Source organism: Pontibacter sp. GD13 (genome assembly GCF_058216355.1).
The window spans coordinates 191,376-210,366 of the sequence record NZ_JBYZMQ010000001.1; the positions used below are offsets into that span (position 1 = coordinate 191,376).

Annotated in this window: 16 protein-coding genes and 1 pseudogene; 14 read left to right on the top strand and 3 right to left on the bottom strand. The window is 51.4% G+C overall.

Annotated elements, in window-relative coordinates; translation table 11 throughout:
* Positions 1-40 precede the first annotated feature (40 nt).
* From AC4BAN_RS00840 to AC4BAN_RS00875, 8 genes are all read left to right on the top strand, one after another.
* On the top strand, positions 41-475 hold the full coding sequence (locus AC4BAN_RS00840; RefSeq protein ID WP_490562462.1) for an HYC_CC_PP family protein: 435 nt from the start codon (positions 41-43) through the stop codon (positions 473-475).
* A gap of 156 nt (positions 476-631) precedes the next feature.
* The gene (locus tag AC4BAN_RS00845; RefSeq protein ID WP_490562463.1) at positions 632-1,927 is read left to right on the top strand and encodes an efflux RND transporter permease subunit; all 1,296 of its coding nucleotides are present in this window, start codon (positions 632-634) and stop codon (positions 1,925-1,927) included.
* 109 nt (positions 1,928-2,036) lie between these two features.
* Positions 2,037-3,935 (top strand): efflux RND transporter permease subunit, encoded by a 1,899-nt coding sequence (locus AC4BAN_RS00850; RefSeq protein ID WP_490562464.1) that lies wholly within the window; start codon positions 2,037-2,039, stop codon positions 3,933-3,935.
* A gap of 100 nt (positions 3,936-4,035) precedes the next feature.
* Complete coding sequence (locus AC4BAN_RS00855; protein WP_490562465.1) at positions 4,036-5,244, top strand: TolC family protein; 1,209 nt, start codon at positions 4,036-4,038, stop codon at positions 5,242-5,244.
* 83 nt (positions 5,245-5,327) lie between these two features.
* Positions 5,328-6,644: a heavy metal-binding domain-containing protein gene (locus AC4BAN_RS00860; RefSeq protein WP_490562466.1), complete on the top strand. Its 1,317-nt coding sequence runs from the start codon at positions 5,328-5,330 to the stop codon at positions 6,642-6,644.
* A 61-nt stretch (positions 6,645-6,705) separates the two neighbouring features.
* Positions 6,706-7,917, top strand: coding sequence for an efflux RND transporter periplasmic adaptor subunit (locus tag AC4BAN_RS00865; RefSeq protein ID WP_490562467.1), 1,212 nt, complete (start codon positions 6,706-6,708; stop codon positions 7,915-7,917).
* A gap of 142 nt (positions 7,918-8,059) precedes the next feature.
* A complete protein-coding gene (locus AC4BAN_RS00870; protein ID WP_490562468.1) occupies positions 8,060-8,692 on the top strand; it encodes a DUF3347 domain-containing protein in 633 nt (210 codons plus the stop codon).
* A gap of 150 nt (positions 8,693-8,842) precedes the next feature.
* On the top strand, positions 8,843-9,292 hold the full coding sequence (locus AC4BAN_RS00875) for a DMT family transporter (RefSeq protein WP_490562469.1): 450 nt from the start codon (positions 8,843-8,845) through the stop codon (positions 9,290-9,292).
* Positions 9,293-9,339: 47 nt separating this feature from the next.
* Here AC4BAN_RS00875 and AC4BAN_RS00880 read toward each other — a convergent pair whose 3' ends face one another.
* The 3 genes and pseudogenes from AC4BAN_RS00880 to AC4BAN_RS00890 form a co-directional block, all read right to left on the bottom strand.
* Positions 9,340-9,573, bottom strand: coding sequence for a hypothetical protein (locus AC4BAN_RS00880; protein WP_490562470.1), 234 nt, complete (start codon positions 9,571-9,573; stop codon positions 9,340-9,342).
* A 130-nt stretch (positions 9,574-9,703) separates the two neighbouring features.
* Positions 9,704-11,017: pseudogene (locus AC4BAN_RS00885) on the bottom strand (amylo-alpha-1,6-glucosidase).
* Positions 11,017-12,576 carry a vitamin K epoxide reductase family protein gene (locus AC4BAN_RS00890; RefSeq protein ID WP_490562471.1) on the bottom strand — a complete coding sequence of 520 codons (1,560 nt, stop codon included), beginning with the start codon at positions 12,574-12,576 and terminating at the stop codon, positions 11,017-11,019. The pseudogene AC4BAN_RS00885 and the gene AC4BAN_RS00890 overlap by 1 nt, the downstream one beginning before the upstream one ends.
* Positions 12,577-12,751: 175 nt before the next feature.
* On the opposite strand from AC4BAN_RS00890, the gene AC4BAN_RS00895 reads away from it, so the two are divergent.
* The 6 genes from AC4BAN_RS00895 to AC4BAN_RS00920 all read left to right on the top strand — a co-directional run bounded on the left by AC4BAN_RS00895 (position 12,752) and on the right by AC4BAN_RS00920 (position 18,815).
* Positions 12,752-13,393, top strand: coding sequence for a hypothetical protein (locus tag AC4BAN_RS00895; RefSeq protein WP_490562472.1), 642 nt, complete (start codon positions 12,752-12,754; stop codon positions 13,391-13,393).
* 412 nt (positions 13,394-13,805) lie between these two features.
* A complete protein-coding gene (locus AC4BAN_RS00900; RefSeq protein ID WP_490562473.1) occupies positions 13,806-14,831 on the top strand; it encodes an SDR family oxidoreductase in 1,026 nt (341 codons plus the stop codon).
* A gap of 367 nt (positions 14,832-15,198) precedes the next feature.
* Positions 15,199-15,648: a hypothetical protein gene (locus tag AC4BAN_RS00905; RefSeq protein WP_490562474.1), complete on the top strand. Its 450-nt coding sequence runs from the start codon at positions 15,199-15,201 to the stop codon at positions 15,646-15,648.
* A 211-nt stretch (positions 15,649-15,859) separates the two neighbouring features.
* Positions 15,860-16,321: a GbsR/MarR family transcriptional regulator gene (locus AC4BAN_RS00910; RefSeq protein WP_490562475.1), complete on the top strand. Its 462-nt coding sequence runs from the start codon at positions 15,860-15,862 to the stop codon at positions 16,319-16,321.
* 72 nt (positions 16,322-16,393) lie between these two features.
* Entirely contained in the window at positions 16,394-17,749 is a 1,356-nt protein-coding gene (locus AC4BAN_RS00915; protein ID WP_490562476.1) for a TolC family protein, read from the top strand.
* A 13-nt stretch (positions 17,750-17,762) separates the two neighbouring features.
* Positions 17,763-18,815 carry an efflux RND transporter periplasmic adaptor subunit gene (locus AC4BAN_RS00920; protein WP_490562477.1) on the top strand — a complete coding sequence of 351 codons (1,053 nt, stop codon included), beginning with the start codon at positions 17,763-17,765 and terminating at the stop codon, positions 18,813-18,815.
* The last annotated feature ends 176 nt before the right edge of the window (positions 18,816-18,991 follow it).

Consider the following 18,991-nt stretch of genomic DNA (forward strand, 5'->3'; position numbering starts at 1 on the left):
TAGTTACGAAGTATCTTTGTTACAAGTATAAAACCAACCTATGCCTTTGTACCGCCGAATCGTCATGCTAACCTTAACGCTACTTGTGTTCGTCTCCTCGACGGGCATGGCTGTGGGCATGCACATGTGCGGCGGGGAGTTGCGCGATGTCACCTTTTTTGGAGCGGCGGCAGAATGCCCTATGGGCCACCAACAGGTATCCCCTCCTGCCTGTCACGCAGCAACAGAGAAAAAGGCCGATTCGAACGATTGCTGCCAGGACCATCAGCTACATGTAAAGAAACTCAGCGATACATCTGCTAACAGCGTTACTGTACTAACGCCTGTGCAGCAAGTTAAACTGTACGCAGTAGTAAAGGCCGTCGTGCTCCAGTTTTATGCCCCTGAATCGGCTTTAGCACCAGCATTCACAAGCTACATCTCTCCCCCACTGGCCCGAAATATTCCGGTGCTGGTCCAGGCTTTCCTTCTATAATCTAATACCCTCGGGTGCCGGTTTGGCGCGTTGAACAGCTGTGCGTTAGTTTGCCGCCAGCTTCAGCCTTGCCTTTGCTTATACCCTAACACCCTTTCCTTTAGCCGCCTCCGCTGCGGCCAGTCCTAGTAATATCAAGGTTTAGAACATTTTTTCATGATTGAGAAGTTAATTTCCTTTTCGCTGCGCAACCGTGTGCTGGTTCTGCTTGTGTCGGCCGTGCTCTTTGGCTGGGGTGTGTACTCGGTGCAAACAAACAAAGTAGACGCCATTCCAGACCTATCCGAAAACCAGGTGATCGTGTTCACTGAGTGGATGGGCCGCAGTCCGCAAATTATTGAGGACCAGGTAACCTACCCGCTTGTAACGAACCTGCAGGGCTTACCCGAAGTGAAATATGTACGGGGCACCTCAATGTTCGGCATGAGCTTTATTTACCTCATTTTTAACGATGACACCGATATCTACTGGGCCCGGTCGCGGGTGCTGGAACGCCTTAACTCGGTGGGCAATATGCTGCCGCAGGGCGTTACCCCTACCCTGGGTCCCGACGGGACAGGCGTGGGCCATGTACTGTGGTACACGCTGGATGCGCCCGGCATGGACCTGGGCGAGCAGCGTGCCATTCAGGACTGGTATGTGAAGTTCGCCCTCCAGAATGTGGACGGCGTGAGCGAGGTAGCCTCTTTTGGCGGCTTTCAGAAGCAGTATCAGGTTACCGTGGACCCTAACAAGCTTACCTACTACAACCTAACTGTGCCGCAGGTGATACAGGCCGTGCGCGCCAACAACAATGAGGCCGGAGGCCGCAAGTTCGAGCGTTCCGACATCGGCTACATCATCAAGACTACGGGTTACCTGAAGTCTGCTGGTGAGATCGAGGATATTGCCATCACCACCAACAACACTATTCCGGTGCGGGTGCGCGACGTGGCAAGCGTGCAGATGACGGGCGAGAGCCGACTGGGCATATTCGACCTTAACGGCGCTGGCGAGGCTGTAGGTGGAATTGTAGTGATGCGCTACGGCGAAAACGCTGAAGAAGTGATCTCGGGAGTTAAGGCGAAAATGGCAGAGGTTTCGAAAGGCTTACCGCAGGGTGTGGACTTCAAAATCGTGTATGACCGCAGCGGGTTGATCAACGAAAGCATCAGTTCAGTAAAGCACACGCTTATAGAGGAAATGATCGTGGCCTCCATTGTGGTGTTTCTCTTTCTGTTCCACTGGCGCAGTGCACTGGTCATCATCATTCAACTGCCTTTATCCGTGGCCATCGGCTTTATTCTGCTAAACGCATTCGATATCTCCTCCAACATCATGTCCTTAACAGGTATTGCCCTGTCGGTGGGCGTTATCGTGGACGACGCCATTGTGATGGTGGAGAACTCTTACCGGCACCTGGCGGAGGCTTCCAGAGGCAAGAAAAGGATTGAGGAAGAAGTGACCCCGTAGCTGCTCTTCTGCTCGATCAGTGCGAGGATTCCACAGAGCTGATAACACAAGTACACATCTTCCTGGTAATGGGAGGACAAGAAGCAAAGTTCATTCAAAATTGAACAACATGAAATTAGATAAAGAAACCAGGCTCCGTATCATTGAAAAGGCTAGCAAGCAGGTTGGCCCGAGCGTGTTCTGGAGTACCATCATCGTGATCACCTCTTTCCTGCCGGTGTTCCTGCTCACGGGCCAGGAGGGAAAGCTTTTCAGTCCGCTGGCCTGGACCAAAACCTTTATCCTGATCGTGGATGCCGTGGTGGCCATTACGCTGACGCCGGTGCTCATCTCCTTCTTTCTGAAAGGGAAGTTCCGGGATGATAACGCCAATCCCATTAACCGGGGGCTGGAACGGATATATGGCCCCGTACTGAAATGGTGCCTGAAGTGGCGCAAAACCACCATTGGCCTCAATGTGCTGGCCCTGCTGGTGGCCATCCCGATGCTCTTCAGCCTGGGCACAGAGTTTATGCCTCCCCTGGACGAAGGATCCATCCTGTTTATGCCGGTCACACTGCCCGATGTGTCTAACGCCGAGGCCAAGCGCATCCTGCAGGTGCAGGACAAGATCATCAAGTCGGTGCCCGAGGTAGAAAGCGTGCTTGGCAAGGCAGGTCGCGCCAGCACTGCCACCGACAACTCCCCCATCAGTATGATCGAGACTATTATTATGCTGAAGCCACGCTCGGAGTGGCGCGATGGCCTCACCAAGCAGGACATCATCCGGGAACTGGACACGAAGCTGCAGATACCGGGCGTGGTAAACGGCTGGACGCAGCCCATCATCAATCGCATTAACATGCTCTCCACCGGTATCCGGACCGACGTGGGCGTGAAGGTATACGGGCAAAACCTGGATTCTGTGTATGCCGTTTCGGAGCGCGTAAAGCAGCAGCTGGAGGCCGTTCCGGGAGTGAAAGACTTGTATGTCGAGCCGATCACGGGGGGCAAATACCTCGAGATCGACATCAACCGCGAAGCCCTCGGGCGCTATGGCCTGACAGTGGACGACGTGAACATGACCATTGAGTCTGCTGTGGGTGGGGCCAGCATTGGCAATACCATCGAGGGGCGCGAGCGCTTTTCCATCAATGTGCGCCTGGCCCAGGAGTACCGCAACAGCGTGGAGCGCATCAGGCGCATCCCGATCCAGACCTTGTCGGCAGGCACCATACCACTTTCGTCTGTGGCAGACATCCACTTTACCGACGGTCCGCCGATGATCAACTCCGAGAATGCGCAGCTGCGCGGGGCCGTGCTCTTTAACGTGCGCGACCGAGACCTGGGCGGCACAGTGCAGGAGGCCATGGCGAAGATCAATGCAGAGGTGAAAGGGATTCCGGAGGGGTATTACCTGGAGTGGAGCGGCCAGTGGGAGAACCAGGTACGGGCCACGAAAACGCTGCAGTTCATCATCCCGCTGGTGCTGCTCATTATCTTCCTGATCCTGTACTTCAGCTTTAAGTCGATGAAGGAGGCGCTCCTGAACCTGGTCACCATCCCGTTCGCGTTGGTGGGTGGTGTGTTTATCGTGTACTTCTACGGCGTAAATTTGTCGGTGGCGGTGGCGGTAGGCTTTATTGCCCTCTTCGGACTGGCCATTGAGACGGCCATGGTGATGGTGGTGTACCTGAACGAGGCCATGAAACAGCTGGTGGATACGAAGGGCAACTCCTCTGATACCATCACAAAGCAGGATATCAGCGATTATGTGTTCATGGGTGCAGCAAAGCGCCTTCGCCCTAAGATCATGACTGTTTCGGTAGCACTTTTCGGCTTGATCCCGGTGCTATGGGCATCCGGGATCGGTACAGATGTGATGCTGCCTATCGTGCTGCCTATGATCGGAGGGGTGTTTACCTCGTCCATCCATATCCTGCTGGTAACGCCAGTGGTGTTTGAGATGACGAAAGCGTATGAGTTAAAAAAATACGGAAAACTGGAAATTTACGATGTTAAGCACTAAGAAAAACTTATTCTACTACCTCTTTCGAGCAATCAGCCCCCTTCCAGGAGGGAGTAGAGGTGGGTTTAAAACAGTTGCCTCGCTCATATTGTTAATCAGTATGGCTACGTTGCAGGCACAAGCCCAACAGCCCGTGCGCCTGGACAGTGTACTGCAGACCATCCGCAGCGACAACCCCATGCTGCTGCAGTACGGCCTGCGCGCCAAAGCGCAGGATGCCTATGCGGAAGGTGCCACCAGCTGGATGGCCCCCATGGTGGGTGCCGGCGTGTTTATGCTGCCCTACCCAGGCCAGCGCGTGGAGCGGGATGAGCGGGAGGGTTCCTATATGATCTCGGCAGAACAGGCTATTCCGAACCCGGCCAAGCAGCGCGCAAAGAAGGCGGTGTTCGACTCCCGCGCGGCCATTGAGCAGGCGAAGGGAGAGGTGGTGTACAATGAGCTCCGCGCGCAGGCCAAGTCCGCTTACTTTAACTGGGTGGTGCTGGAGAAAAAGCTGGATGTATTGCAGGACAACGAGCGCATCATGGAATATATGTTGAAGCTGGCCCGCATCCGCTATCCCTACAGCCAGGGCAAACTGGGCAGTATTTACAAAGCAGAGGCACGCCTGCACGAGGTAGAGAACATGCAGCTGATGACGCGCAACGAGATATTGCAGCAGAACGTGGTGCTCAACACCCTGATGAACCTGCCCAAAGAGCAGCTATTCAAGATAGATACACTGGTAAGCATTCCTGAACCCGTACTATTGGCCACCGACACCATGTACTTAACCGATTCCCGAAGCGATATTCGCCAGCTGGACCGGACCATAGCCTCGATGCGCCTGGGTGTGGTGCAGGAAAAGCTGGAGCGCAAACCAGACTTTCGCTTGCGCTTCGACCACATGGCCCCGCGCAACAGCATGATGCCCACCCAGTTTACTGCCATGGGCATGGTCACGATCCCGATTGCGCCCTGGTCGAGCAAAATGTACAAAGCCAATACCAAAGCCATGAACCTTGAGATTGAGGCCATGCAGCGGGAGCGGGAGAACATCCTGAACGAGGCGCAGGGCATGGTGCGCAACATGGCCCTGGAGCTGAATGCAAAGCGGGAGCAGGTAGAGAACTACCGCACCAAGATCCTGCCGGCCCTGAAAAAGAACTACGACGTGACCATGCTGGCCTATGAACAGAACAGCGCCGAGCTACCAGAAGTGATTGATGCCTGGGAGGCCCTGAACATGGCCCAGATGGAGTACCTGAACAACCTGCAGGCGCTTTACGGCCTGGCCGTAACGTATGAGCGGGAGCTGGAGAAATAAATGAATGATTCAGTGAATGTATGCGTGAATATTGCTTCCACTTACTCATTCGCTCAACCACACATTCAATAATTAGAAAAAAAATGAAACGATACCTGAACATATGCCTCCTGCTGCTGCTCCTGGCCTTCAGTGCCTGCCAAAATGAGCAGGCGCACGAGCATGGCGTGGCGGCTGCCGACGAAACAGCTTACACCTGCCCGATGCACCCCCAGATCGTGCAGGATGAACCGGGCACCTGCCCCATCTGCGGAATGGACCTGGTGCCCCAGAACGCTAAGGGGGAGGCCATCGAGATAACCGACGACCTGGCCTTTTTACTGAAACCTACAAACGCAACGGTGGTATCAACCATCAGCACGGTAAAAACAGAGCAGAAAACTGTACCTGCCACCGTGAAGATGGAAGGGGTCATTTCTTACGACGAGCGTCGCATCTATTCCATACCTGCCCGTGTGGGTGGGCGCATCGAGCAGCTGTTGGTAAAATATAACTACCAGCCAGTTACCAAAGGACAGAAGCTGATGGAGGTGTACAGTCCCGAATTGATCACGGCACAGAAAGAGCTGCTGTATTTGACACAATCGGCACCCGAGGATAAAGCACTGATTGCGGCCTCCAGGCAGAAGTTGCGCCTGCTAGGCGCAACCGACGCGCAGATCAGCCGCCTACTCCGCTCTGGCGAGGCCAGCTATACTTTTGGTATCTACAGCCCTTACGACGGGTATGTCATCGGCCTTAACACCACAGCTCCGGCTGCCACCCCAAGCGCTGCCCCTACGGCTGCGGCCGGGGCAGGAGGAATGGGTGCCGGAATGGGTGGCGCGGGTGCATCCGGCACAAGTACAGCTGTGCCTGTGGCTGGCAGCGAGTTGCAGTTGCGAGAGGGCATGTACGTGAGCACCGGACAGCCGCTTCTCCGCGTGGTAAACCCAAGCCAACTCTGGGCTGAATTTAACCTGCCTGCCGGAGAGGTTTCAGCCATTACCAAAGGAGCTCCTGTGCAAATCACCTTTCCGCAGCTGCCCGGCGAAAAACTGGAAGCGCAGGTCGACTTTGTGCAGCCGTTTTATGAAGCCGGAGAGAATTTTGCTAAAGTACGGGTATACCTGCCCGGTGATCAGAAGCTGGCACGGGTTGGGCAACTGGTTACAGGTACTGCAACCTTTACCACGACCCCTTCCCTATGGGTTCCCCGCGAGGCTGTGCTGGACCTTGGTACACGGTCAGTTGTTTTCAAAATGATGAACGGTGCCTATAAACCCGTGGCTGTTACCGTTGGAACCACCGCCAACAGACAGGCACAGATCACCTCCGGCCTGCAACCAGCAGACATCATCGCAAGCAATGCCCAGTTTATGGTGGATAGCGAAAGTTTTGTTAAAGTGAATAATCAATAAATTATGGCTGCATAACAGCATAGTGAACTATGCTGTTGTGCAAATGCTAAAAATATAAAAAATGAAACGATACCTGAACATATGTCTCCTGCTGCTGCTCGTGGCCTTCAGTGCCTGCCAAAGTGAGCAGGCGCACGAACACGGTGAGGCGAACGCCGCCGGCGGTGTAACCTATACCTGCCCAATGCACCCCCAGATCGTGCAGCAGGAGCCGGGCACCTGCCCCATCTGCGGCATGGACCTGGTGCCTGTTTCGCAAAGCGGGAAGGAAAAAGGTGAGCTGATGCTGAGCGAGAGCCAGATCGCCCTGGGCAACATCAGTACGCAGCGCATTAAGTTTGGCGAATTGAAAAGCAACGCGCTGCTCACCGGCAAACTTGTGCTCGACGAGACCCAGACCGACGTGATCAGCAGCCGCGCACAGGGCCGGGTAGAGAAACTCTACATCAAGGAAACCGGCCAGACAGTGAAGAAAGGGCAGCCGCTTTATGAACTGTATTCTGAGGAGCTACTGACACTGCAACGCGAGTACCTGCTGGCCCTGAAGCAGAACCAGGAACTGGGCCAGGAAAACCCCCGTTTCGCCTCTTTTCTGAAGGCCGCCAAACAAAAACTACTGCTTTTCGGCCTTACGGAAGGGCAGGTAAAAAGTTTGGCACGCTCGCAACAGGTGGATGCGCGCATCACCTTTGTGGCCCCTGCTGCCGGCGTAGTTACCGAAGTTGGCGCTGCTGAGGGCCAATATGTAGCCGAGGGAGCGGTGCTTTACCGCCTTGGCAGGCTTAACAAGATATGGGTGGAAGCAGAACTGTATCCGCAGGAATTGGCCAATGTGCAGGCCGGTGACCAGGTGCTGGTTTCTGTGCAGGGCTTTGCCGGAGATCCGGTGCCCGCCAAAGTCACCTTTATTAGTCCGGAGTACCGCCAGGGCACCCAGGTAGCTACCTTACGGGCCGAGCTGCCCAACCCCAACGACCAGTATCTGCCGGGTATGCAGGTAAACGTAACACTACCGGGTAAAAATGGAAACAGCCTGGTACTGCCTACTGATGCCGTAATCCGTGATGAAAAAGGGAGCCACGTGTGGGTGCAGACCGGGAAAAGCACATTTCAGGCACGCATGGTTACACTGGGTGAAGAGAGTGCAGAAAACGTGGCCATCCTTTCGGGCATACAGGAAAACGACAAAGTAGTGACCACCGGCGCCTACCTGCTCTACAGCGAGTTCGTGCTTAAGAAAGGTGCTAACCCTATGGCAGGGCATGGGCATTGATTCTGTATTCTGAATGTCTGTGTGCCTGTTTACTTCATGCTCATTGACTCCGGGTGCTTTATACCAAAACTGCTTTTCAAAATTTTTATCGGTTATCTATTTATTCATTTATTAAAAAAAACAATTAACTAAAAGTCCTATTATGAAAAAGACCCTTTTTACGGCGGCCCTAGTAGCCGCCTTCGCCTTCACAGCTTGCTCAGAGACAAGCACCGAAAACACAGAAGCTACCACCGAAAACCACGGCGACATGGAGCATGGTGACATGGATCATGCACAGATGCCTAGCACGGTAGTAGTAGAAACCCCAACCTTTGCTTCGGTGTCGGAGCCGATGCAAACACAAACCAAGCAACTGGTAAGTCAGTACATGAAGCTGAAGGATGCCTTGGTAGCCTCCGACGCGGTTGCTGCCAAAGCGGCAGCCAACGAAGTGCTGACCGTGGCCAAAGCAATGCCTCTTGCCACCCTGACCACCGACGAGCAAGCGTTTGCCGAGGAAAAGACGGCGGAAGTGGTAAGCAGTGCCCAGAAGATTGCAGCAGCAGGCGATGTAGCCGCGCAGCGCGAGAACCTGGAGTTGTTGTCGGAATCTGTGTTCTCAATGGCCAAGGCCTTTGGAGCAGCAGATGACACTTTGTATTACCAGCATTGCCCAATGGCCATGAATGGCAAAGGGGGATATTGGTTAAGCGCAAACGACAAGATTCAGAACCCATACTTCGGTAAGGCCATGATGACCTGTGGTAGCACGGAGGAAGTCTTCAAAAATTAGTCAGCTGCTTGTTACACATAAAAAAGCGAGCCTCCCGGGAGGTTCGCTTTTTTATTTCCTCGCCCCGGGCTGTAAAATTCTGAAGTAGTCAGGAACAAAATCTGTGTCAGGAATACTACCTTTATACTTGAAGAATTCTTTTAATGCGCCATGGCTTCCTCTAACTGGATCATACTTTTACCTTTTCTTGCCGGTTTTGCGGTGGCAACCCAGACGGCCATTAACAACCAGTTGCGGGCCTCGGTGGGCAGTCCGTTGGTGGCGGCCTTTATATCCTTTGGCGTAGGCACGCTGGTACTGGCTGCGCTGATACTTGCCACCAAACAGCAGGTCCCTGCATTCAGTCAGTTAGCAGGCGTGGCTTGGTACAAATACATAGGTGGGTTTTTAGGGGCTTTTTTTATTACGAGTGTCATTTTTACGGTGCAGCGCATGAGTGTGGCCAACCTGCTTGCCCTGGTGGTGGCGGGCCAATTGACGCTGGCGCTGGTATACGATCATTTTGGCTTGCTCGGTATCAAACAGAGCCCGGTTACACTTACACGGCTTGCCGGTGCATTTGCACTGATTGCAGGAGCATACCTGATCAACAGAAAGTAGCAACCGATGGGTAAAGGTTACATTCTGTTTTTTATGCCTGCTATTGCTTAGGAGTTATAAGTGGTCTTATTATCGGGGCGCACCAGTAGCCAAACCAAAAGTCCTAAGGGCCAGGCCAGAAAAGCCACCACAATCGCTACCAGCCATCCTGGCTTGCCCCTGCTCTCAGCATCGCGGTAAGCCCAAACAATACTCCAGAGGTATATGACTAAAAGTATGAGTCCTAATATCAAACCTATTATTCCAAAACCCATGATAAATTCTCCAGCGTCGTTTTCCATAGATAACCTATTTTATTTTTGTAAGTAAAAAGCCTCTCTTATAACGCGTAAGGTTTTATTGGGTTTTATCAATAGTTGCTATGCTATAAACCTATAAGCCTTAGGAATTATTTCTATAACTCTTTATGAGTTAGAACCTTTGATTTTCTTTACCCTGTTTGCCGTTATGGATCATGTCCAGTATCAAGCCTGACCATGTGAAACTGTTTGCCCCTAATCCTTCTCCTGTGAAGGGGTTATAATATTCCCGAAATCCGCTTTTAGACACCAACCTTCTCATAGATTCCAGTAATTCATCAGCTACTCTAAATTACCCTTTCTTGACCAGGTAGCGATGCAGAAACCAATTAAACACAATCCAGGTAGGCCCACGCCAAATGTATACCGATTGGCCCGGGTCAAAGGCGGGTTCGTCTGTTGCCAGCGAAGGAACAGGGTATGGAACGTGAAACCCATTTGACCGCGACAAGTGTCGCTTTAGCACGCGCCTGCTAACTTCTGCTGGCATATCGGGTAGCATGGCCGGAAAGAAAATTGTGGCAGTTTTGGTTTTTAGTTGCCGCATGTCTTTCCCTGCCAAATCAAAAAAAGCTTCCTGCTCCGGATCATACATATACTTTAGCATACTCTGGCAGCACCGTTGTGCCCGCTCCGAGTACACCCTTTGGTCAGGATCTGCAGTAAGCTGGCACAGGGTGGCCAGGGCATGCAGGTTCTGCGCGTAGATCGTGTTAAACCCGGCATCTTTTACAATAAAATTATCTGCCTCGTAAACTTTACCTAAGTTGTAGTTCCTTCTGAAGTTCCCCATTTCCAGCCATAGCACCCGCACGAAAAGCCTCCAGTCTGCCTTGTCACCCTTAAACCCAAGTACTTTATCGTAACTAGCCTTCCAATCCATACCCGACTCATAAGGAGATATGATCGAAAGTATTCCTTCCCCTTCAAAGTCCCGGTGCTGCGCCAGCCAGTTATAGTAAGCTTTTAGCTTAGGCAGCATTTCCTTTACAAAGTACAAATCTTTGGTGCAATGGTAAATGCGTAACACGGCCTCTGCTACCAGGGGAGGCTGTATCAGTGCGGACATGTGCGGTTTAGTGAGCCGGAAAAGGGATTCTGGAGACAACTGAAATATATCCGTGACACGGGCCGGAAATGTGTGTTTCCAGTACAAAATGTGTCCCACAAACCCATTTGGCTGCTGCAGCAGAAACAAGCTGTTTATGTGCTTCCTGGCCATAGCATAATCTCCCAGCGAGGTTAAAGTGAACACATGGAAACAGGTATCCCAGAAATACTGAAAAGGGTAAGTACCCGGTGAGGGTTTGGTATAATGGAACTGATAGCCCCCATTCCGGCCTTCAATCATGTTCGCATACAGGATGTCATGCACCTGCTGCTTTATCTGGCTGTCGGTAAATAAGTTAGTTGTCCCTTTACCCATTACTTGATGTATTCGTCCCAGGCACCATAGTCCTGTGTTTTAGGACCAAGCGGAATTGCCAATGCTGCCACAGCCAAACCCAATGCCACACCTGTAAGGCTAAGCCCTGTCGGGACGTTTTCGAGCAACCAGGGGGCAATGATTACTGCAAGGCCAAGCAGAACATTCAAATAACGCCCGATACGCATCGGCTCACCCATGCAAATAACCGATACCACCACCATTAGCGAACCGCACAGGTGGAAAATATCTGCCACGGTAGCCTGTATGCCTACACCGAATACACCAGGAGCAAAAACCAGGGCTATTCCTAAGAGCATGGACACAGTTAACGTCCAGGGGAAGCTCATGCCCCAGATAGAGGCCGCAAAGACTTTGACCGGCTGTTCGGGCAGGTTAATCAGGTCAGTGGCATATTCTTCCTTCTCGCCTCCCTCTATCGTGCCGCCTTTCCAGAAAAGCTTCCAGAAGCCCTCGCCTTGTTGCATTTTCTTTTTCATGAACTGGATCATGGCGATCACCTCGTCCACTTCCAGCGGGAGCATCGGCAACATAATGGCAGCGGCCATCAGGCAGAATGTGCACCAGGCGCCCACCAGGATCGGTTGCGAGATCACCAGGAAAATATGCACCAACCCGAGCGGGATAACCAGAACACCGAAAATAGCCACCATCCAGGGCATGGTGCGCCACCGCGCCGGGCTGCCCATCCAACCCATCAGGAACTCAAAAGTATAGGCAATGGCACCCAAGCCGGCATCGGATATCGGTAAGGAATGCGACATGCTGGAGTTTAGTACCTGCTCCGACTGTGCGCCGAAGAACGGGTCCCACACCGCATCGATGTAACCCAGTTGAAAGGCTGCCAGGTAGCGCGACACCACCCAGCCCAAGAAGCCAAGCACCATCATGATCCAGCGCTGCGGCCAACTGGAGGGGTTGTACGTCCACCCAGGCGGAATTTTGGGGCCCATTTTCATATACATGATCATATTAGGCATGCCCGGAATGAGGATGGTTAAGGCAATGAGCAGCGCCCCTACCAGGGTATCGTTGAGATAGGCCACCGCCGTGGGCGACCAGAACAGTAAGGGCGCCATGGTAAGCCAAATACCCACAAAACAGCAGATCCAGAGGCTGATGGGCCGATTTGGGGTAAGGCCGCGCCAACCAAAGAAAATCAACAAAGCGCCACTGATGATGTCGCTCCACTTCATTAATGCAATGCGTTGCTGCAGCGAAAGCCATACTTCGCGCCCGCCCGAAGGCAGTACGGTACCCAGGCCATAATCGAAGGTGAGCGGCGAAAGCATTACCCAGGCACCCAGCAGGATGATGAGCCAGTAAACCCATAGCGTTTGCATGTGGTGCATGTGCAGCATTTTTTTTCGCATCTCCGGATCCATGTGCTCGTGCTTTTGCGACTCCTCATCGCTCTGCATTTTTTTGTGCTGTTGCCGCATCTGCTTTTCTGCCATTGGCCTTGTTACGCCGCGCATCCCCATGCCTCCCTGCTTCTGTCCGTTCTCCCCAGATGTAATTTTCCCGTCTTTTTCCATTTTATCCGATAGGGTTATAGTTACATGGTACCCTATACGATTTCAGCTGTTAAGGGATAATATGGTTCTGTTGTACTGCAACAATTATTTCAGCTTTGCCACTAACATCGCCAAGGCCTTCGCGTATCTTTTCAGGGCAGGATCAACTATTTAAATTTAAGGAGGGGTCAAAACGATGTCGTTAAAGGATATTTTCTCGAAGGTAAAAGATAAGGTAAAGAAAGAAGTGAAGGTGTTACAAGGGGAAGCCACCAAGGATAAAGTTTACACGAACAAGCATACTTTTGAAAGCGATGCAACAGCCCAAAGGGAATTTAAGCGCTCTGTCGAAAAATTATTTGACATCAACTCCTGGTCAAACTTAGAGGGGATAAACTCCACCTTTCAACTCTTTGACCAGCAGGGGCAGCCTACTACAACCAAAAAACCTAAAAAGGGGTACCATATCAAAATAGTATTGCCTGGCACAACCCTGGACAACTGGGTACGAATAACAGATATGCTTGTGCAGGAAAATCTTGCTGAATTCATCGTACACCCTTGCGAGCAACCCCAGGAAACAGGCGCAGGAGATGCAAAAACCGAACATTTCTTTATAAAGGAAGCCAGCAGCACTTTCCGGGTTGAACGGAGAGGGAATACATTGATCGGCTATGAAATAGGTAAGAACGAAGGCATTAACAACCAGGGCGAGGAAGCTGGCGAACGCTCGCTGCTAAACACCCTTATGGCAGAAGGCGGCTGGGCGGGCATACAAGAGCTGCAATGGGATAAGCTGACCTCCTACCTGGTGCACCTGCAAGAAACGGAAGAATAAGTTCGCAAGCGTGATTGCAATAGCTTACTTTACACTTAGCTGCATACAGGTATCCATCACAGTACATTTTTAACTCTCACACCCTTGTTTTAACCCAGCAGCTTGCTCGTTGAGACATTCCCCTGACGCTTCACTACCAGAGCCTTTTGTGTGTGGTAAAGTCCACACTTTGTACTGCCTGCATTCTCCCCTAATCCCTCTAACTCCTGCGCACTGTATAGCTGCAATTTCCTGATCGGAGAAACCATACTTGTTGGTTCAGCCAGGCGATGATGCGCTTACATGTAGCCTATCAGTTTGATCAGGCGGCCGCCGGTTACTTATCTGCCACTCCTGCGGTGAAATAACTTACAGTACTGCCACGGCGTACCACTAACCAAATAAATATCAATCAAGAACTTAGCTTAAAACAATGGAAACAAACAACAACGAACGAAAAGGTGTGGTCGTGATTACAGGTGCATCGGCAGGATTAGGCCGCTCCTGCGCCCGTGAATTTGCAAAAAACGGGTATGACGTGGGCTTACTGGCTCGCGGACTTGACGGCCTGGAAGGGGCAAAACACGAGGTATTGCAAATGGGACGCAAGGCTGTGTATGTGCAGGTGGATGTTGCCGATGCGGATGCCGTGGACAAAGCAGCCACTAAAATAGAGGAAGAGTTAGGGGAGATAGACGTTTGGGTGAACAACGCCATGAACAGCGTGTTCAGCCCGGTGAAGGAAATGCAGCCCGATGAGTACAAGCGCGTAACCGAGGTAACCTACCTGGGGCAGGTATATGGCACTCTATCGGCCCTCAAGCGCATGTTGCCTCGCAACCGGGGTTCCATTGTACTTGTAGGCTCGGCCCTGGCTTACCGGGGAATCCCGCTGCAGTCGGCTTACTGCGGCTCCAAGCACGCGATACAGGGCTTTTTTGACTCCTTGCGCTCTGAGTTGCTGCATGATAAAAGCAAGGTGAAAGTAACCATGGTGCAACTGCCCGCTATGAACACGACCCAGTTCAGTTTTGTAAAATCGCGCCTACCCAACAAACCCAAGCCCATGGGCAAAATATTCCAGCCCGAGGTGGCGGCCAGGGCCATTCTTTTCGCCGCTGAGAATGACAGGCGCGAGATATATGTCGGCTACCCAACTGTGCAGGCCATTGTAGGAGACAAGATCGCCCCGGAGCTGGGTGACTATATTCTGGCGAAAACAGGTTTTGAAGGGCAGCAAACAGATCAACCGGAAGATCCTAACCGCCAGAACAACCTGTGGGAGCCGATTCCGGGGGACCACGGGGCACATGGTACTTTCGGCGACCAGGCCACCAATTTTAGCCCTGAGTTCTGGGTAAGTAAAAACAAGAACAAGATCATGACCGGCCTACTTGGCCTGGGTGGGGTGCTACTCGGAACCATGGCCGCCAAAAAATGGTTGCAGGACGGAGAATAGTTCATAAATATTCATGGACGAGAGGTAAAAGCATACTTGCTAAAAGCAGTGTGCTTTTACTTTTTGTATAAGGTGGTAAGCGGTTTTAACCTTTTTTTATTGTCCATAAAAAGGAAAAAATTAAACAGGTTTTCTAATTTTGAGAACGTGCCATGCTTGAAAAAAACTTCTCTGTACCGATGGTTTTGATAGTTCGGAAAACAGCCATGTGCAAAGGGTTCGGTTAAGCTCCAATACCGTTCAGAACTGCTCTAAAAAATTCCTGTAAATATAAATTTGTTAATATTACTTCCTCCCTAAAGTTGGTGCAAAATTTGTAAATATCCCTTAAACTTAATTACTTAATGGCTGTTGGAGGATTTTAGATATGGAACAGGCATCGGATTTAATAACCTATGGGGTGGACCCGGAGCACATGTTGCTTTATAGCAAATGGAAAGCGCCTTATACCAGCGAACAATACCGTTCGGGTGTGCAACACCTTGCTGAGGTAGTGCATAAAGCCACAATCCGCTTATGGCTCCATGAAAGCCTTAGTTTAAGTTCTTTAAACGCTGCAGACCAAAAGTGGACTACAGAAACCCTGGCGCTTGTTCTGGCGCAGAGCAATCTGAAGTACATTGCCATTGTGCGTGCTGACCACGAGGAAACCAAGTCGGTGGGAAATATGCTGCGGGAGAAAGCCTACAGGATATTTGGGAAAATTGTGGGCATCGAGTTCTTTGATACCACTGAAGAGGCCAAAGCATGGCTTTTACCCAGCCGTCAGTATTATACTCTCCCTGCCTTAAGCGACACGCCCCAGACAACCGACTAAAGCTTAACCAAGTGTTGCCTGGTTTCTGCAGTTACCGTGTCTGATTCTCTTCTAACTCCCTAAATAATTTATACTTCAGGACTACCCTTTAACAGTTGCATAGCGCTTTGACATGATTGTGAACAACCAATAATTCAGTTCTTTTGTTTGCGAACTAAAAGAACTAAGCTTACCTTTGTGCTGTTCTCAGATAGAACAATAAATTTGCACCATGAATTTAACGGACCAGAAAAAGTCATTGATCGAGAAGATCGGCATATTCCATGAAAAGATCGGCATGCAGCCAGCGGCGGGGCGTATCATGGGGCTGATGTTTGTCTCAGACAGGCCGGAGCTTACATTTGACGAAATCCGTGAGACATTGAAGATCAGCAAGAGTGCCACCAGCACCGCCCTTAATCTGCTGATTGAAACCGGCCCTGTGGAATATATCACTTTTCCGGGCGATAGGAAGCGCTACTTTAAGCTGAAGACCTCTAACTGGCGCGACTCTCTGACAAAGCGTTTCAACAACATCATCAACTTTAAGTCGCTTTTGGTTGAAGTACTCGAAACCAGGTCGGATAATGCCTCGGAGTTTAACAGTTGCCTTTCCGAGTTTGTGGATTTTCTGGAGTATATGCAGCAGGAACTCCCGGTACTGCTAGAGAAGTGGGAGAAAAGCAGGGCGTGATTTTTTTTGGCCCATAAGTTCATCTTATTCAGAACTAAATAGTTTTAATTAAATTATTATAAACAAAACAACGTGATCAAAAAACGCATTCTCATAGGTTTACTGGCTGTTTTCCTACAGCCAGCCTTCGCACAGGAGCAAGGTGTAGCCGGCCTGAAGGAGTTGACGCTGCAGGAAAGTATAAACTATGCCCTGGAGCATAACGAGGATATCCAAAAAGCTTCGTTCGATGAAATGGGTTCCCGGTTCCAGATAAACGAAGCAAAAAGTGCCGGACTGCCACAGGTAAACGCTACCGGTAGTTTTGATTATTACCCCAACCTGCCGACCCAAATCCTGCCGGGTGCCATTATAGGCAAACCTGGTACTGATGTGCCGGTGAAATTCGGTAAGGATTATAATGTGCAGGGAGGCATCACGCTTCAACAGCTGCTTTTCAGCCAATCGTACTTTGTGGGGCTAAAGGCTGCCAAAAGCGCCGAGGACCTGTATCGTTTGCGCAAAGAAATGACGACGCAGGAAGTGATCTACAGCGTAGGGACAGCTTTTTTCCAGGTGCAGCAAACCAAAGAGCAGTTCAAGAACATCGACGCAAACCTCGGAAAGCTGGCCCAGCTCGAAAAGATCCTGACGCTGCAGTATAAGAACGACTTGGTGAAGAAAGTGGATGTGACGCGTATACAGGTAAACCGCACCAACCTCGAAAACACCAAACAAAACCTGCAGACAGGGTACGAGCAGCAACTGAACATGCTCAAGTTCTTTATGGGCATGCCTCTGGAAGAGCAAATTGCGCTACACGAATCGGAAATAACAATGGAAGCACAGTTTGCCACAGCACACCAGGAGAACGCTTCTGCCTTGCGCACGCAATACCAGCTGCTAAACAAGCAGAAAGAACTGAAAGACCTTGAGATTCAGGGTATCCGCTCCGGCTACTACCCTACCCTGTCGGCCTATGGCCGCTATGCCTACCAAACACAGCGCAACGAGGGGCAGCTTTTTAACTCAGATACGCCCTGGTTTAAAACAACCGTAGTGGGCTTGCAACTGAATGTGCCCATTTTCGACGGGTTTAAGAAAAGCGCGCAGGTAAAGCAACGGGAACTCGAAGCCAGAAAAATAGAAACGGACATCCAGAAGTTCGATAAAAGTGTGCAGGTAGAGCTGATCAATGCCATCAGCCAGTTACAGAACAGCCAACGTGCCATTTCAGCACAAGAAAAAAACGTGAGCCTGGCACAGGAGGTCTACGACACCACAAACAAACTTTACAAGGAGGGCATTTCGCCACTAACAGACCTGCTTGACTCGGAGGTGACGCTCCGCGAGGCTAAGACTAACCTGAACAACGAGAAGCTGAAATACCAGATGGCCCAGCTGAACTACCTGAAGGCCAAAGGAGAATTAGAATCACTTACCAAATAAGACATACACGAACATGAAGAAGGTAATTTATATCGTAGTTGTTATCGCAATTTTAGGCGCTATCGGTTTTAAGCTGATGCGCAACAAAGAGCAGATGGCGACAAAGGCAGCAGTGGCAGAGATCAAGAGCGACGCCATTCCGGTAACATTAGCATCGGTTGAAACGGCAAAGCTGGACAAGTCCTTTACCGCGCAGGGGAACTTCGCCCCAGTCCAGCGCCTGACCTTGATGTCGGAGACGCAGGGCCAGGTGAAGCGCGTGCTGAAGCGCAAGGGCGACAAGGTAAAAGCCGGCGAACTGCTGGCGGTGGTGGAAAGCACCACCATGGCGGCCAACCTGGCTACGGCCCAGACAAACGCTGAGAAAGCCAAACGAGACCTGGAGCGTTTCGAGAACCTGGCTGCCGGCGACGCCATCACGCAAAGGCAACTGGAAGATGCCCGCCTGGCTGCCAAATCTACACAGGGGCAGCTAGTGGCTGCCCGCCAGCGTTTGGCTAAAACACGCATCACGGCCCCTATCAGCGGCGAGATCAACGAGACCTATATAGAAGTCGGTTCTTTCCTGAACTCCGGCACCAAGCTCTACGACATCGTGAATGTGGACAAGCTGAAGCTGGAGGCGAAGGTGAACGAAAGCGAAGTGCTGCTGATCAACAAAGGAGATCAAGTGACGGTGAAGGCCGATGCCGGCTCTGGCCAGGAATACGAAGGCGTGGTAACCGCTATCGGGGCACAAGCCGACCCTACGCTGAAGTTTGATGTGGAGGTGGAAGTGAAAAACTCTGCTGCCAACAACCTGAGAGCAGGCATGTACGGCACCGCTTTCTTCGATGTTGCCGCCCAGCGCGACGCGCAGCTGTTGCCGCGTGAGGCCATTGTAGGCAGCATCCAGAACCCGAGCGTGTATGTGGTGAAAGACGGTGTAGCTTCTATGCGCCAGGTAAAAGTAGGCAAAGTAACACAAGACAAAGTAGAGGTACTCGAAGGTGTGCAGCCCGGCGAGAAAGTAGTGCAGACAGGCCAGATTAACCTGCGCGAAGGTACGAAAGTGATGGTGCTGTAGTTGCCTTTCAACGCACTGATCATTCCTCGGTTCCCCCTATGCCGCAAGTTCAGCGTCAGCGCAACTTGTGGCTGAGCATAGCGCCAGTTTGTAACTGGCTAAACTATAGTTCGCATTATGCCAGTTACAAACTGGCGGCTAGTAGCAACCGCCAGTTACCGCTACGCTCAAACTGG

What these genes read in the sequence shown, in the direction of transcription:
- AC4BAN_RS00840 (WP_490562462.1), top strand. Translation starts at nt 41, where the DNA reads ATGCCTTTGTACCGCCGAATCGTCATGCTAACCTTAACGCTACTTGTG.
- AC4BAN_RS00845 (WP_490562463.1), top strand. Translation starts at nt 632, where the DNA reads ATGATTGAGAAGTTAATTTCCTTTTCGCTGCGCAACCGTGTGCTGGTT.
- AC4BAN_RS00850 (WP_490562464.1), top strand. Translation starts at nt 2,037, where the DNA reads ATGAAATTAGATAAAGAAACCAGGCTCCGTATCATTGAAAAGGCTAGC.
- AC4BAN_RS00855 (WP_490562465.1), top strand. Translation starts at nt 4,036, where the DNA reads ATGGCTACGTTGCAGGCACAAGCCCAACAGCCCGTGCGCCTGGACAGT.
- AC4BAN_RS00860 (WP_490562466.1), top strand. Translation starts at nt 5,328, where the DNA reads ATGAAACGATACCTGAACATATGCCTCCTGCTGCTGCTCCTGGCCTTC.
- AC4BAN_RS00865 (WP_490562467.1), top strand. Translation starts at nt 6,706, where the DNA reads ATGAAACGATACCTGAACATATGTCTCCTGCTGCTGCTCGTGGCCTTC.
- AC4BAN_RS00870 (WP_490562468.1), top strand. Translation starts at nt 8,060, where the DNA reads ATGAAAAAGACCCTTTTTACGGCGGCCCTAGTAGCCGCCTTCGCCTTC.
- AC4BAN_RS00875 (WP_490562469.1), top strand. Translation starts at nt 8,843, where the DNA reads ATGGCTTCCTCTAACTGGATCATACTTTTACCTTTTCTTGCCGGTTTT.
- AC4BAN_RS00880 (WP_490562470.1), bottom strand. Translation starts at nt 9,573, where the DNA reads ATGGAAAACGACGCTGGAGAATTTATCATGGGTTTTGGAATAATAGGT.
- AC4BAN_RS00890 (WP_490562471.1), bottom strand. Translation starts at nt 12,576, where the DNA reads ATGGAAAAAGACGGGAAAATTACATCTGGGGAGAACGGACAGAAGCAG.
- AC4BAN_RS00895 (WP_490562472.1), top strand. Translation starts at nt 12,752, where the DNA reads ATGTCGTTAAAGGATATTTTCTCGAAGGTAAAAGATAAGGTAAAGAAA.
- AC4BAN_RS00900 (WP_490562473.1), top strand. Translation starts at nt 13,806, where the DNA reads ATGGAAACAAACAACAACGAACGAAAAGGTGTGGTCGTGATTACAGGT.
- AC4BAN_RS00905 (WP_490562474.1), top strand. Translation starts at nt 15,199, where the DNA reads ATGGAACAGGCATCGGATTTAATAACCTATGGGGTGGACCCGGAGCAC.
- AC4BAN_RS00910 (WP_490562475.1), top strand. Translation starts at nt 15,860, where the DNA reads ATGAATTTAACGGACCAGAAAAAGTCATTGATCGAGAAGATCGGCATA.
- AC4BAN_RS00920 (WP_490562477.1), top strand. Translation starts at nt 17,763, where the DNA reads ATGAAGAAGGTAATTTATATCGTAGTTGTTATCGCAATTTTAGGCGCT.